Origin of the sequence: Actinoplanes palleronii, assembly GCF_016862315.1 — a bacterium.
GTDB classification, from domain to species: Bacteria; Actinomycetota; Actinomycetes; order Mycobacteriales; family Micromonosporaceae; genus Actinoplanes; species Actinoplanes palleronii.
Window position 1 is genome coordinate 66,509 of sequence record NZ_BOMS01000035.1, and the last position, 12,447, is coordinate 78,955.

A 12,447-nucleotide genomic window follows, 5' to 3' on the forward strand; every position below is an offset into this window, starting at 1 on the left:
ACATCGCCCGGTCACCAATTGTCATAGCAGCTGGTGGCCGGGCCGGTGTAACGTTCTCCTTCCGCCCTCCGCGGGGGTTTCACACCCTCGGAGGTTCCGATGCTCAAGCCCGGGCTCCCCAAGCTGATCGCCACCGATCTCGATGGCACGCTGGTCCGCAGCGACGACACGGTTTCCGCGTACACCCACGACGTTCTGGACCGGGTCCGCTCGGCCGGCATCCGGATCGTCGCCGCCACCGGGCGCGGTCCCCGGCTCACGTCGCTGACCCGCAACGACATCCGGGTCGCCGACTACCTGGTGCTCGCACAGGGCGGCTGGGTGCTCGACCAGGCCGAGGGGCGCTATCTGCGCCAGGCCCGGCTGCCCGGCTACGCGGTCGCCGACGTGCTGGCCCGGATCGAGACGGTCACCGGCCCGCTGTCGGTGATGTACGAGGCGCTGGAGCACGACGACTCCCCGCTCTGGGGTGACTTCGACCCGACCTGGCGATACCCGGTCACCGTCGAGGCACGCACCCGGGCCGAGTGCCTGACCGGCGACGTGATCAAGGCGTTCGCCCGGTCGTTCCGGCTGCACGTGGACGAGTTGCTCGCGGTCGCCCGCCGGGTGGTGCCGGCCGACGTCGCCACGGTCACCCAGGCCGGCCTGGACTACGTGGAGATCTGCCCGGCGCAGGTCGACAAGGGCACCGGTCTCGCGGTGGTCGCCGAGGCGGTCGGGGTCGATCCGGCGGACGTGCTGGTCTTCGGTGACATGCCCAACGACCTGCCGATGTTCGGCTGGGCCGGATGGAGCCGGGTGGCCGTCGCGAACGCGCATCCGGAGCTGCTGGCGGTCGCCGACGAGGTGACGCTGACCAATGACGAGGACGGCGTGGCCGTCTACCTGGACCGGCTATTGTCGAGGTGATGGCACCTTTCGGCTTGGTCGCGACCGATATTGACGGCACTCTGATCAACAACGAGCGGCTGCTCAGCCAGCGGACCATCAGCACGCTGGCCGCGGTCGGAGTTCCGGTGGTCCTGGTGACCGGCCGGCCGCTGCGCTGGCTCGAGCAGCTCAACGAGCAGCTGCCGGAGCCGCTGCCGGCGGTCTGCGCGAACGGTGCGGTGGTCTACGACCCGCACACCGACGAGGTGCTGCGCGCCGACCCGCTCTCCTCCGGCCTGCTGACCGAAGTCATCCGCCGGCTGCGCGACGCGGTGCCGGACATCTCGCTGGCGGTGGAGGTCGAGGACGGCCGTTCGTTCCTGCACGAGCCGACCTGGCCGCTGCGCTGGACCGATCCCCGGGTGCGGGTGATCGGCTCGCCGGACGAGCTGACCTCGGTGCCCGCGGTGAAGCTGCTGGCCCGCTCGGCGACCGCCGACCCGAACGACTTCCTGGAGCTGGTCAGCACGTCGCTCGGCGGTGTCGCCGAGGCGACCCGCTCGTCGTCGTCGGCACTCGTGGAGATCTCGGCGGCCGGCGTGACCAAGGCGGCCGGTCTGGCCTGGCTCTGCGAGCGCGAGGGGATCACCGCCGACCAGGTGGTGGCGTTCGGCGACATGCCCAACGACATCCCGATGCTGACCTGGGCGGGTCACGCCGTGGCGATGGGCAACGCCCACCCGGCGGTCCGCGCTGTCGCCGACGAGATCACCGAAACCAACGACAACGACGGCGTCGCGGTCTACCTGGAGAAGGTCTTCGGCCTCTAGAGGCCTCTGGACGTGCCGGGAGGCCGGCCGACGTGTGCCGGCCGGCCCCTCGATCAGATGTGTCAGCTGGTGGTCGCCGGGTTGCTGGCGGCCGGGGTGTCGGCGCAACCGCCGTACTTGGTGCCACCCTTGATCTGGGTGCCGGTCCGGCTGCTGCTGATCCACCAGCTCGAACCGGTGGAGCAGTCCCGGCGGTAGAGGGCGAGGTCGGTGTACCCGTCGCCGTCGTAGTCACCGGGCGCCGGGATGTCCTTGCACCCGCCGTACTTGTAAGTGCCCTTGATCTGGGTCCCGGTCTTGATGTTCTTGATGTTCCAGACCGAGCCGTTGGTGCAGTCCGGGCGGTAGAGCGCCAGGTCGTCGCGCCCGTCGTTGTCGTAGTCACCGGGTGCCGGGACGTCCGCGCAGCCGCCGTACTTGTGGCTGCCGAGGACCTGGGTGCCGGTCTTGACGTTCTTGATGTTCCAGAGCGAGCCGTTGGTGCAGTCCCGCCGGTACAGCGCGAGCTCGGTGCGCCCGTCGCCGTCGTAGTCGCCCGGCGCCGGGATGTCGGTGCAGCCGCCGTACTTCGAGCCGCCGACGATCTGGTTGCCGGTCCGGCTGCTCAGGATCCACCAGCTCGATCCGTTGGTGCAGTCCGGGCGGTAGAGGGCCAGGTCGGTCCAGCCGTCACCGTCGTAGTCGCCGGGTGCCGGGATGTCGTGGCAACCGCCGTACCGGTAGGTGCCCTTGAGCTGCTTGCCGGTGTGCAGGTTCTTGATGTTCCAGACCGAGCCGTTGGTGCAGTCCTGGCGGTAGAGCGCGAGGTCGGTGTAGCCGTCGCCGTCGTAGTCACCCGACGCGGTGAGGTCCTTGCAGCCGCCGTACTCGTGGCCGCCGACCAGCTGGGTGCCGGTCTTGCCGCTGCTCGCCCACCAGTTCGAGCCGGTGGAGCAGTCCTTGCGGTAGAGGGCGAGGTCGCTGTACGTGTCCTTGTCGAGGTCGGCCGCCACGTGCGGGGTCGGCGCGGGGCTGCCGCCGCCACCCTCGCCGTCCTCGTCGTCCGGGATGCCGCCACCGCCACCGATGCCACCGGAGTCGGCCGGGATCACGTCACAGACCTGCGCGGACGGGCCGGTGGTCTGCTTGCTCCAGCTGTGTCCGGCGGATCCGAAGGTGATCTCGGGTCCGGCCGGGGTGATGTTCAGGTTGGAGATCGTCGTGCTGTCCCAGGTGTGCACGTAGTCCGGGAACAGCTTGGCGTTCGTGCAACTGCCGTTGAGCAGGTCGAAGCCGACGACGATGGTGCCGTTGAACAGGTTCAGGTCGAGGGTGCTGTAGTTGCCCGGCGTGTAGTTGCAGACGCCGCTGTCGTACGCGACGTTGCGGGCCTTGTCCTGCCAGGTGTAGCCGACGCCGTTCTCGTTCGCGACCGCCGGCGGGCCGATGTCGATGGTGTCGTAGTTGCCGTCCGAGGAGTCCAGCGCGTTGTCACCCCACGCCGTCGCGCTCTCGCTGACGACCTGGAACTCACCGCCCGCGATGCGGACCAGGACGCTGTCCCAGCCACCGATCTTGTTGTCGAAGCAGCCGGTCCACGACTCCTCGGTGCCGTAGCTGTGGTCGTTCCACTTCCAGTTGACGATGCCGTAGTACGTCTTCATGACATTGTCGTAGAGCAGCGACATGTTGTTCCACGTCACCGAGGCGTCACCGGAGCTGAACGGCGTGATCCCCTGCGTGCCGATCGGGTTGATGCACCAGTCGGACGACAGCTTCGCGGTGACCTGCGCCTCGGTCTTCCCGGTCTGCCGCATCTCGCGGACCAGTGCGGCGACCCGGTCCGCGGAGGTGGAGAGGTCGAGCGAGTCGGCCGGGCGGTTCGCGCAGGCGCTCATGCTGGGCGCCGTTACGGCGAAAGTTACCTGCCGGAATAGCCGCGGAACGCGCGGTAACCGGAGCGTTACGCAAAAAACCGGAACCGAACTGAGCAGGGCCGCGACTCGCGTCGCGGCCCTGAGCTGCGCGAACGTCGCGCGGGCGAGCCGGGGACTCGGCTTGTAGCCTCCGCCGGGGACTCGCTGTTCGTACAAAATGGGGGTTTAAAGGTATTGGCCTGTCGGGCTTTCGGCCTTGCCCGGGATGCCCATCGGGAGCGCCGGGCGGCCCTGACCACCGCGCATCTGCTCGAGCTGGAGGCGGGCGGCCATCTGCTGGGCGACGAGCGCGGCCTGGATGCCGTGGAAGAGGCCCTCCAGCCAGCCGACCAGCTGGGCCTGCGCGATCCGCAGCTCGGCCTCGCTCGGCGGGGTCTCGCCCTCGAACGGCAGCGACAGCCGCTCCAGCTCCTCGCGCAGCTCCGGGGCCAGCCCGTCTTCCAGCTCCTTGATCGAGCGCTCGTGGATCTCCCGGAGCCGGCTGCGGCTGGCCTCGTCGATCGGAGCGGCCCGCACCTCCTCGAGCAGCTGCTTGATCATGCTGCCGATGCGCATGACCTTCGCCGGCTGCTCGATGAGGTTGCCCGGCTCTTCCGGACTCATCGTGCCGTCTTGCTCGATGGTGCCCAGCGGGCGGCCATCGGGGCCCACGACGATGACGGAGCCGTCTTCCTTGTGCTCAGTGGTTCGGGAGTCGTCGGTCATGTTTCCATCTTTGCGCACCGACTCTCGCGGGGCCCGTACGGTCAGGCTCGCAATTCAGCGACGGCGCACTTCACGCTGCCACCACCGCGCTTCAGCTCGGAAAGATCCACGTGCACGGGCTGATATCCGGCATCCCGGACCTTGCGTCCCATCCCCACCGCGTCAGTGTTCAAGATCACGTGGCGGCCGTCGCTGACCAGATTCAGGCCGAACGCCTCGGCGTCGGCCCGGTCGGCGAGCACCGCGTCCGGGAACAGTTGGGCGAGCACCCGCTGCGAGGCCGCCGAGAACGCGGCCGGGTAGTACGTGACGTGCCGGTCGTCGAGCGCCGCCAGCGCGGTGTCCAGGTGGTAGAACGCCGGATCGACGAGCCGCAGCGAGATCACCGGGCGGCCCAGCACCTCCTGCGCCTCGGCGTGCGCGGCCGGATCGGTACGGAAGCCGTAGCCGGCCAGCACGATCCCGCCGTACGCCGCGGGCAGGTACGCGAAGTCGCCCTCACCCTCGTTGACGTGCACCGGAGCAACGAACTTCCACGAGCTGTCGGTGTCGTAGAACGCTTGATGGGCGGTCGCCTCGTCGGCCCGCTGGGGGTAGAGGAAGCGCGCGCCGTAAACCGTGCCGTCCACCGAGAACGCGCCGTTCGCCGAGTAGACCATGTCCGGCAGGCCCGGCCGGGCGTCGAGCACGTGCACCAGGTGACCGAGATTGACCAGGGTGGTGCGCAGCGACTCCCACTGCGTGAGCGCTCGGGCGGCGTCCACCGCGACGGTGGTGTCCATCCACGGGTTGATCGCGTACTCGACCGTGAAATGCTCCGGGGGACACATCAAATATGTCCGCGTTCGCGGCAATCGCTCCAGGTGGCTCATGAGGTTTTAGCGTAGGTAGGCTGCGGTGCAGCAAACAGCTCGAAATCTTGCTCCTCGGAGGCGAATCGTTGCAGATGGACGCCGTCGACCAGCGAATCATTGCGTTGCTCGTGGCCGACGCCCGAGCCTCGTACGCGGAGATCGGCGCCCGGGTCTCGCTCTCCGCTCCGGCGGTGAAGCGCCGGGTGGACCGGCTCCGCACCGTCGGGGTGATCAAGGGATTCACCGCGGTCATCGAACCGAGCTCACTCGGGTGGACCACCGAGGCCTTCGTCGAGCTGTTCTGCACCGGGCGGACCACACCGGCGCAGATCACGGTGGCGACCCGGCGGCATCCGGAGGTGGTCGGCGCCTACACGGTCTCCGGGCAGGCCGATGCCCTGGTGCACCTGCGAGCGGCCGATATCGGTCACCTCGAGCAGGCGTTGGAGCGGCTGCGCGCCGAGCCGTTCGTGACCTCGACGCGCAGCATGGTGGTGCTGTCCCGGCTGGTGGAGACGGCCACCGCGGTGCCCGCCCTGCCAGACAAGCTGCTCTAGCTGTGCCGGCTTTGCCGGACAAGCCCTAGCTAGAGATACATCCCCGGGCGGTGGTCGTCGCCGTTGCTCTTCGGGGTGACCGGCTTGTCGCCCTCGCCGAAGAACCGCTTGCCGCCGAACTCACCGTGCAGCCGGTCGTCGAGCTCGTCGGCCAGGCCCGTCATCACCTGCACCGCGAGCATCAGGTGGGTCGCCTGGAAATTGCGGCCGAAGACCGGGATGGACGCCCACACGGTGTCCTGCGCGACGTAGAGCCGGCCGATCGGCATCCGGTTGGTCAGCTCGGACAGCTTCACGTAGAGCTGCTCGGTCGGCTCGACCTCGGTCAGGATCGGCGAGAACACGTCGACGAGCGGCGGGTTGTCCCGGACCCGGACGAAGACCATCGCCGAGCCGGCCCGGATGCCGACGTCGCCGTCCGCGTCGACCTGGAGCTGGTCGACGGTGGTCTTCGACATGGTGGCGATCACCGTGCGGACCCGCTCGTCGAGCGGCACCAGCTCCTCGGTGCCGGCCATCGCCTCGGCCAGGGCCTTGTCGTCGTCCAGCTCGCTCAGGTCCAGCCCGCTGCTGTCCAGGCCGGGCTCAGGCCGCGCGGTGGCCAGCGGACCGGCCTCGATCGGCTCGTCCTCCTCGTCGTGCACGAGGTAGACCAGGAAGGCCGGGTGCGGGGCGCCGTAGACGTCACGCAGCGTCCGGGAGACCGCGGTGGCCAGCTGCTTGCCCTTGTCCTGCTCGGTGCGGACCCCGAAGAAGTCGCCGGAACCGGGCAGCACCCCGGGCGGCGACCAGCCGAGCGCCACCATGTCGGCGACGGCGGCGCGGTCCATCCGGAACTCGGCCGGCAGCGCGGCGTTGCCCACCGCGAGCGCCTCGATCACGCCGTCCGGCAGGATCCGGATGCTGACCGAATAGATCGCGGAGCCGGTGCCGGACGCGGTCGGGTCGAGGGTGAGGTCGACCTGCGCACCCGAGGGCAGGCCGGACAGCATGCCGGACAGCGCGCCGGCGAACTCCCGCCATGCCTCGGTGACTTTGGCCCGCAGGTCAGCCGTGGTCGGTTCGTCGAGCAACACGCCTTCGGGAGTGTCGCCCGCTGTGCCTTCTGCCGTCATGATCGCACCTCCTGCCGTCACCCTATCGAGCGCGAGCGGGGCGCGAACGCCCTCTCCGGGTGTGCGTTTTCTACTCCGCCTTCGGCGGGCTCTGCGCGGCGTCCGGATCCACGTCCGGCTCTGCTTTCGGCTCTGCTTCCGGCTCTGCTTCCGGCCATGCCAGGGCGAGGCCGCTGATGCGCGCGGCCGCCTCGGCCGGATCCAGACCGCGGCCCACCGCAAGACCCATGAGGTACGCGGTGACCGGCGCCCCGGGCCGCAGCACGTTGTGGGCCACATCACGCGCCACATCGAGCACCGAGGTCACCGGAACGTCCCCGGGGGACACACCAAGCTCGGCCCCGGCCGCGGCGACCCACCTGTCCAGCTCGTTCATCGCGCCCATTCCTCGGCGGTGCGCAGGTCGTCGTCGGTGTCACAGTCGAACCACGGCGGCGGGCCGGGACGGCGCCAGGACACCTCGGCGACCCGGAGCAGGTCCACGAGTTCACGGACCGACGCGCCGTGCAGGCCACCCCGCTCGGTGGCGAGCCGGTCGATCGCCGCACGCAGCGCGGCGGTGCGCCACACCCCGCAGAGAATCTGCCGGCGACCCTCGGCGTCCCGGTAGACCGCGCCCTCCATCGGCGCCGACTCCATCGTCAGCCGCAGCACGTCGATCGCCTCACCGGTCAGGAACGGCAGGTCAGCGGCGAGCAGCGCGGTGTACGCGATGGTCGGCGGCACCAGCGCCAGCCCGGCCGCGGCGGCCGCGACCGGCCCGCCACCGGGCGGGTCCTCGCGGGTCACGTGCACCGGAACCGGCAGGTCAGCGGAGACTCGGCCGACCACCACACGCGGGTCCGCGTCGTGCACCGCGGCGAGCACCCTGGTCAGCATGGACTGGCCGGCGACAGCAAGCGTCGGCTTGTCCGCACCGCCCATTCGCCGAGCCGCACCACCGGCCAGGACCACCGCCGCAAATCCCCCCACGTGAGTACCGTATCCCGACCGGGTGGCAGACGTGAGCACGCGCTCAGACCGCGGGCGCTTTCCGGCCGTCGCGAGGCCCGGCAAAGACCGCTTCGCGGGCCCTCAAAACCCGACGTAGGCTCGCGTTCATGGGGCGGAGCACAACGCGGCGGCCAGTGGTCCGGATCGATCTCGGCGCGCCGTCCGGCGAGGTCCGGCGGCGGCCCGACGAGCTCGCCGCCGAGGAGCCGCTGGAGATCCGGGTGCGCAAGCAGCCGCTCGCGGTCACCATGCGCACCCCGGGCCACGACATCGACCTGGCGATGGGCTTCCTGCTCAGCGAAGGCATGATCCACGCCGCCGAGGACGTGACCACCGCGCAGCTCTGCGCCGGGACGGACACGCCGAACACGTACAACGTGGTGGACATCGTGCTCGGCGCGCACGTGCCGCCGCCGGAGACCGACGTCAGCCGGAACTTCTACACCACCAGCTCGTGCGGCGTCTGCGGCAAGGCCAGCATCGACGCCGTGCGGACCCGCTCACGGTACGACGTGACCGCCGACCCGCTGCGGGTCCCGGCCACCACCCTGGCCGAGCTGCCCGACCGGCTCCGGGCCGTGCAGCGCACCTTCGACCGGACCGGCGGCCTGCACGCGGCCGGGCTGTTCACCGCCGCCGGTGAGCTGCTGGTGGTCCGCGAGGACGTGGGCCGGCACAACGCGGTCGACAAGGTGATCGGCTGGGCGCTGCGCGAGGGCCGGCTGCCGCTGACCGGGCACGTGCTGATGGTGTCCGGGCGGGCCAGTTTCGAGCTGACCCAGAAGGCGTGGATGGCCGGGCTGCCGATGCTGGCCGCGGTCTCGGCGCCGAGCACGCTCGCCGCCGAGCTGGCCGACGAGGCCGGGATGACACTTGTCGGCTTCCTGCGCGGCCAGACGATGAACGTCTACGCGGGAGCGGAACGCGTCACGGTCTGACCACGCGACATTCCCATGCTGGCCACCCGCCGTATCCATTTGTTTTCATCTATGCCCGTGAGGCTGCGGGCATGCCGATATCTCGTCGCACCCTGTTGCTGAGCTCCGCAGTCGGCGCTGCCGGCGCCACCACCTTGTGGCCATTGGCGGCCGGCGCCGCGCCGCACCGGGGCCCGCTGCGGTCCGATCCGTTCACCCTGGGCGTGGCGTCCGGCGACCCGGAGCCGGACGGGTTCGTGCTCTGGACCCGGCTCGCCGTCGACCCGCTCGCCGAGGACGGGCTGGGCGGCATGCCGGACCGGGCGATCCGGGTCGGCTGGGAGCTCGCCGCCGACGAGCGCTTCCACCGGGTGATCCGGCGCGGCGCGACCCTGGCCCGGCCGGGATCCGCGCACGCCGTCCACGTGGAACTGGACGGGCTGTCACCGGGCCGCGAGTTCTTCTACCGCTTCCACGCCGAGCGCTACACGTCCCCGACCGGGCGGACCCGCACCACACCACCGCACTGGGCCACCCCGGCCAGCCTGGCCATGTCGTTCGTCTCCTGCTCGCAGTACGAGCACGGGTACTTCACCGCGTACCGCCGACTGGCCGAGGACGAGCCGGAGCTGATCCTGCACCTGGGCGACTACCAGTACGAATACCAGGCCGGCACGTACGTGGCGCCGGGCGGCAACCCCCGCGACCACCAGGGCCCGGAGACGGTCACCCTGGCCAACTACCGGCAGCGGCACGCCCAGTACAAGACCGACCCGGACCTGCAGGCCGCCCACGCGGTCGCGCCGTGGGCGGTGGTCTTCGACGACCACGAGATCGAGAACAACTGGGCCGACGAGGTGCCCGAGCAGCCCGACCCGAACTTCCCGGCGCGCCGGGCGGCCGCGTTCCAGGCGTACTACGAGAACATGCCGCTGCGCCGGACCTCGATCCCGCGCGGCATCGACATGCAGCTCTACCGGCGGGTCCGGTGGGGCCGGCTGGCCACCTTCCACATGCTCGACACCCGGCAGTTCCGCGACGACCAGGGCTGCGGCGACGGCTACAAGGACTGCCCGGCGGCCTACGACCCGGCCCGCTCGATCACCGGGGCCGAGCAGGAGGCCTGGCTGCTGGACGGCTTCCACCGGTCGTCGGCCCGCTGGGACGTCCTCGGCCAGCAGGTGTTCTTCGGGCAGCGGGACAACAACGCCGGCCCGGCCGAGGTGGTCAGCATGGACTCGTGGGACGGCTATCAGGCATCCCGGCAGCGGATCACCCAGGGCTGGGTGGACGCCGGGGTGCGCAACCCGGTGGTGCTCACCGGGGACGTGCACGCGCACTGGGCCGACGAGCTGAAGCTCGACTACGACGACCCGACCTCGCGGACGGTGGGCACCGAGCTGGTCTGCTCGTCGATCACGTCGACCGGCGACGGCGTCGACGTGCCGAGCGGGACCCACCCGTGGACGGCCTGGAACCCGCACCTGAAGTTCTACAACAACCAGCGCGGGTACGTCCGTACGACGATCACCCCGGACGCGATGACCGCGGACTTCGTGGTGCTGCCGTACGTCAGCCGGCCGGGAGCGCCGGCGCACACCAGGGCCAGCTTCGTGATCGAGGACCGGGTGCCCGGCCTCACCAAGATCGCCGACAGCCCGGCGCCGGGGGCGAGTCTGCGCGCCGAGGGGTCCGCCGATCTCGGGGCGGAGACCGTACGCCAGGAAACCGAACGCCCCTGATGCCGGTGCCGGCCGGGTCACCACCCGGCCGGCCTCCGTCGTCATCGGGCTCGCCGGGATCGCCGCAGTGCCCGGGACGATCTCATCAGGTGCGGCGGCAGCCCGTGGGCCAGCACCTGGTGCAGCAACCCGGCCAGGCGGTGCCGCGGCTCCTCGGCCAGCGCCCGGTCGACCGCAACCCGGGCCAGGGCGCCCCGGCCGGCCTGCCACGCGGTGATGCCGAGCAGGCAGGCGGGCGGGGCCACGTACGCCGGGTCGACCCGGCGCAGCACGTCGATCCAGAGCCGGATCCGCCACTCGTGGGGATCGGTGCGGTTCAGCGCGTAGTCCTGGACCGACCGCTCCACCAGCAGCACGCTCAGCCAGGCGGTCTCGTCCGGGCTCAACGTGCCGCCGTTGCGGTAGGTCTTCTCCGCGGCTCGGAGCGCGGCCTGGCCGTTCTGCTTGACCAGTTGCCCGAGCCGGGCCGCGCTCAGGTCGTCGGCCATCAGGTCGGTGAAGCGACGCCGGGCCCGTTCGGTGGCCCGCCCCATCTCGGCCCGCTCGGCGCCGTCCACCGCGGCCACCTGCGCGATCAGCTCCTCCCGGCTGGGCAGCGCGACCTGGCCGCGGAACGTGGCCTCGGCGGCGATCACGCTGTCCGCGGGCAGGCAGGGCCGGCCCTCCGGGGGACAGCACTGGTCGTCGGCGCAGACCAGCGACCGCCATCGACCCTCGTACACCCCGATGGCGTCGAGCACGCTCAGCTTCTTCTGGTTCAGGGCCTCGCCGCACTGCGCCAGCGCCGCCATGACCGGGGCCGGGCGGCCGTACCCGATCACCACGAGGTCCTTGGCGCCCTGCCGGGCGATCGCGTCGGCGACCGAGGCGGCGGATGCCCGGGCCTCCTCGACGGTCCAGTCCGGCGGAGGCAGGTTGTGGCAGACGGCGAATTCCACCCGCTTGCCGGCCAGGCCGACCACGGCCAGGCTGTCGCTCGGGTGGTAGCCCAGCAGGTACGGCACGATGGCGATGAGTTCGTCCGGCCTGCGGACGACGAGGGAACGGTCAGGTGTCATGCCGGGCAGCGTGGCCCGGCTCACCGGCTCGGCGACATGCCCGATCCTCGGCCTGTGGACAACTCGTCCACAGGCTGGCCTAGTTTCGGAACGGCAGGCCCTGCAGCTCCAGGCCTTCCTCCTGCCAGGCGTGGGCGTGCCGGTCCAGGTCCATGGTCAGCTCGATCGAGGAGACCACGTCGTACCCGGCGGCGTGCAGGCTGCGGATCGCCTCGACGTTCCGCGAGGCGGGCGAGATGGTCAGCGACAGCATGTTCCGCTTCTTGGCCTCGGTGGCGACGTGCTGCAGCAGCGTGCGCCCCACACCCTTGTGCCGGTGGGTGATCGTGACGATCACCGGTTCGACCTCGCCGGCCCGGGCCCGCATGATCAGCCCGACCATCCCGATCACTCCGTCGTCGGCGTGGTCGGCGACCCACAGGCCGCTCAGGTCGAGCCGGGTCAGGTACTCCTCGAAGCCGGCGCCACCGTCGTCGTCGGTCTCGCCGTACATCTCGTGCTGCTGCCGGGTCAGCTCGGTCCACAACCGACGGCCCGCGGCATGGTCACTCGGGCGATACGAACGCACTGCGACAGGGCCCATGCCGACATTTTGCCTGCGAATGGAGACATCCGTCACCGGAAGTGGAAGATAACCGGGTGGACATGGCGTACCTGCGCGCGCATCCCGAGCACCTACCGACATTTCTCACCCATCAACGGATCCGCGAGACGCCGGTGCATCGCGGCGTGTGCACGGCGTCCCGGCTGACCCTTGACGACGGGACGTCACTGTTCGCGAAGACGTGGCCGGCCGGGGAGCCTCCGGCCGGGCTGCTCGGGGAGCCTCCGGCCGGGCTGCTCGGGGAGCCTCCGGCCGGGCTGCTCGGGGAGCCTCCGGCCGGGCT

The 12,447-nt window shown here is 70.7% G+C and carries 13 protein-coding genes and 1 pseudogene; 6 read left to right on the forward strand and 8 right to left on the reverse strand.

Annotation, left to right across the window (positions count from 1 at the left end; all coding sequences use genetic code 11):
- Positions 1-99 precede the first annotated feature (99 nt).
- Complete coding sequence (locus Apa02nite_RS13095; RefSeq protein WP_203825260.1) at positions 100-912, forward strand: HAD family hydrolase; 813 nt, start codon at positions 100-102, stop codon at positions 910-912.
- Complete coding sequence (locus Apa02nite_RS13100; protein WP_203825261.1) at positions 912-1,703, forward strand: Cof-type HAD-IIB family hydrolase; 792 nt, start codon at positions 912-914, stop codon at positions 1,701-1,703. Before Apa02nite_RS13095 ends, Apa02nite_RS13100 begins: the two co-directional genes overlap by 1 nt.
- A 62-nt stretch (positions 1,704-1,765) precedes the next feature.
- Here the strand turns inward: Apa02nite_RS13100 and Apa02nite_RS50995 are convergent, their stop codons facing one another.
- The 3 genes from Apa02nite_RS50995 to ddaH all read right to left on the reverse strand — a co-directional run bounded on the left by Apa02nite_RS50995 (position 1,766) and on the right by ddaH (position 5,196).
- Positions 1,766-3,580: an FG-GAP repeat domain-containing protein gene (locus Apa02nite_RS50995; RefSeq protein WP_239164287.1), complete on the reverse strand. Its 1,815-nt coding sequence runs from the start codon at positions 3,578-3,580 to the stop codon at positions 1,766-1,768.
- A 204-nt stretch (positions 3,581-3,784) separates the two neighbouring features.
- Positions 3,785-4,324, reverse strand: coding sequence for a bacterial proteasome activator family protein (locus Apa02nite_RS13110; RefSeq protein WP_203825262.1), 540 nt, complete (start codon positions 4,322-4,324; stop codon positions 3,785-3,787).
- A 41-nt stretch (positions 4,325-4,365) separates the two neighbouring features.
- The gene (ddaH, locus tag Apa02nite_RS13115; protein ID WP_203825263.1) at positions 4,366-5,196 is read right to left on the reverse strand and encodes a dimethylargininase; all 831 of its coding nucleotides are present in this window, start codon (positions 5,194-5,196) and stop codon (positions 4,366-4,368) included.
- A 68-nt stretch (positions 5,197-5,264) separates the two neighbouring features.
- Between ddaH and Apa02nite_RS13120 the strand changes: the two genes are divergently transcribed.
- On the forward strand, positions 5,265-5,735 hold the full coding sequence (locus tag Apa02nite_RS13120; RefSeq protein ID WP_203825264.1) for an Lrp/AsnC family transcriptional regulator: 471 nt from the start codon (positions 5,265-5,267) through the stop codon (positions 5,733-5,735).
- 29 nt (positions 5,736-5,764) lie between these two features.
- Here the strand turns inward: Apa02nite_RS13120 and Apa02nite_RS13125 are convergent, their stop codons facing one another.
- The 3 genes from Apa02nite_RS13125 to mobA form a co-directional block, all read right to left on the reverse strand.
- Positions 5,765-6,850 carry a T3SS (YopN, CesT) and YbjN peptide-binding chaperone 1 gene (locus Apa02nite_RS13125; protein WP_203825265.1) on the reverse strand — a complete coding sequence of 362 codons (1,086 nt, stop codon included), beginning with the start codon at positions 6,848-6,850 and terminating at the stop codon, positions 5,765-5,767.
- A 70-nt stretch (positions 6,851-6,920) separates the two neighbouring features.
- Complete coding sequence (locus tag Apa02nite_RS13130) at positions 6,921-7,226, reverse strand: DUF6457 domain-containing protein (protein WP_239164288.1); 306 nt, start codon at positions 7,224-7,226, stop codon at positions 6,921-6,923.
- On the reverse strand, positions 7,223-7,822 hold the full coding sequence (mobA, locus tag Apa02nite_RS13135; protein ID WP_232344111.1) for a molybdenum cofactor guanylyltransferase: 600 nt from the start codon (positions 7,820-7,822) through the stop codon (positions 7,223-7,225). The genes Apa02nite_RS13130 and mobA overlap by 4 nt, the downstream gene beginning before the upstream one ends.
- A 128-nt stretch (positions 7,823-7,950) precedes the next feature.
- On the opposite strand from mobA, the gene fdhD reads away from it, so the two are divergent.
- Entirely contained in the window at positions 7,951-8,781 is an 831-nt protein-coding gene (gene fdhD, locus Apa02nite_RS13140; RefSeq protein ID WP_203825266.1) for a formate dehydrogenase accessory sulfurtransferase FdhD, read from the forward strand.
- Between the two features lie 71 nt (positions 8,782-8,852).
- Positions 8,853-10,502: an alkaline phosphatase D family protein gene (locus Apa02nite_RS13145; RefSeq protein WP_203825267.1), complete on the forward strand. Its 1,650-nt coding sequence runs from the start codon at positions 8,853-8,855 to the stop codon at positions 10,500-10,502.
- Between the two features lie 41 nt (positions 10,503-10,543).
- On the opposite strand, the gene Apa02nite_RS13150 is transcribed toward Apa02nite_RS13145, so the two are convergent.
- Together Apa02nite_RS13150 and Apa02nite_RS13155 are read right to left on the reverse strand one after the other, a co-directional pair.
- Positions 10,544-11,560, reverse strand: a complete 1,017-nt coding sequence (locus tag Apa02nite_RS13150; protein WP_203825268.1) for a DUF4192 domain-containing protein — start codon at positions 11,558-11,560, stop codon at positions 10,544-10,546.
- Between the two features lie 79 nt (positions 11,561-11,639).
- Positions 11,640-12,143: a GNAT family N-acetyltransferase gene (locus Apa02nite_RS13155; protein WP_067690312.1), complete on the reverse strand. Its 504-nt coding sequence runs from the start codon at positions 12,141-12,143 to the stop codon at positions 11,640-11,642.
- Positions 12,144-12,199: 56 nt separating this feature from the next.
- On the opposite strand from Apa02nite_RS13155, the pseudogene Apa02nite_RS51000 reads away from it, so the two are divergent.
- A pseudogene (locus Apa02nite_RS51000) lies at positions 12,200-12,447 on the forward strand (fructosamine kinase family protein); the annotation flags it as partial.

Coding starts and splice junctions, on each gene's coding strand:
- Apa02nite_RS13150 (WP_203825268.1), bottom strand. CDS start 11,560: ATGACACCTGACCGTTCCCTCGTCGTCCGCAGGCCGGACGAACTCATC.
- Apa02nite_RS13100 (WP_203825261.1), top strand. CDS start 912: ATGGCACCTTTCGGCTTGGTCGCGACCGATATTGACGGCACTCTGATC.
- Apa02nite_RS13095 (WP_203825260.1), top strand. CDS start 100: ATGCTCAAGCCCGGGCTCCCCAAGCTGATCGCCACCGATCTCGATGGC.
- Apa02nite_RS13125 (WP_203825265.1), bottom strand. CDS start 6,850: ATGACGGCAGAAGGCACAGCGGGCGACACTCCCGAAGGCGTGTTGCTC.
- Apa02nite_RS50995 (WP_239164287.1), bottom strand. CDS start 3,580: ATGAGCGCCTGCGCGAACCGCCCGGCCGACTCGCTCGACCTCTCCACC.
- Apa02nite_RS13130 (WP_239164288.1), bottom strand. CDS start 7,226: ATGAACGAGCTGGACAGGTGGGTCGCCGCGGCCGGGGCCGAGCTTGGT.
- ddaH (WP_203825263.1), bottom strand. CDS start 5,196: ATGAGCCACCTGGAGCGATTGCCGCGAACGCGGACATATTTGATGTGT.
- Apa02nite_RS13110 (WP_203825262.1), bottom strand. CDS start 4,324: ATGACCGACGACTCCCGAACCACTGAGCACAAGGAAGACGGCTCCGTC.
- Apa02nite_RS13155 (WP_067690312.1), bottom strand. CDS start 12,143: ATGGGCCCTGTCGCAGTGCGTTCGTATCGCCCGAGTGACCATGCCGCG.
- fdhD (WP_203825266.1), top strand. CDS start 7,951: ATGGGGCGGAGCACAACGCGGCGGCCAGTGGTCCGGATCGATCTCGGC.
- Apa02nite_RS13145 (WP_203825267.1), top strand. CDS start 8,853: ATGCCGATATCTCGTCGCACCCTGTTGCTGAGCTCCGCAGTCGGCGCT.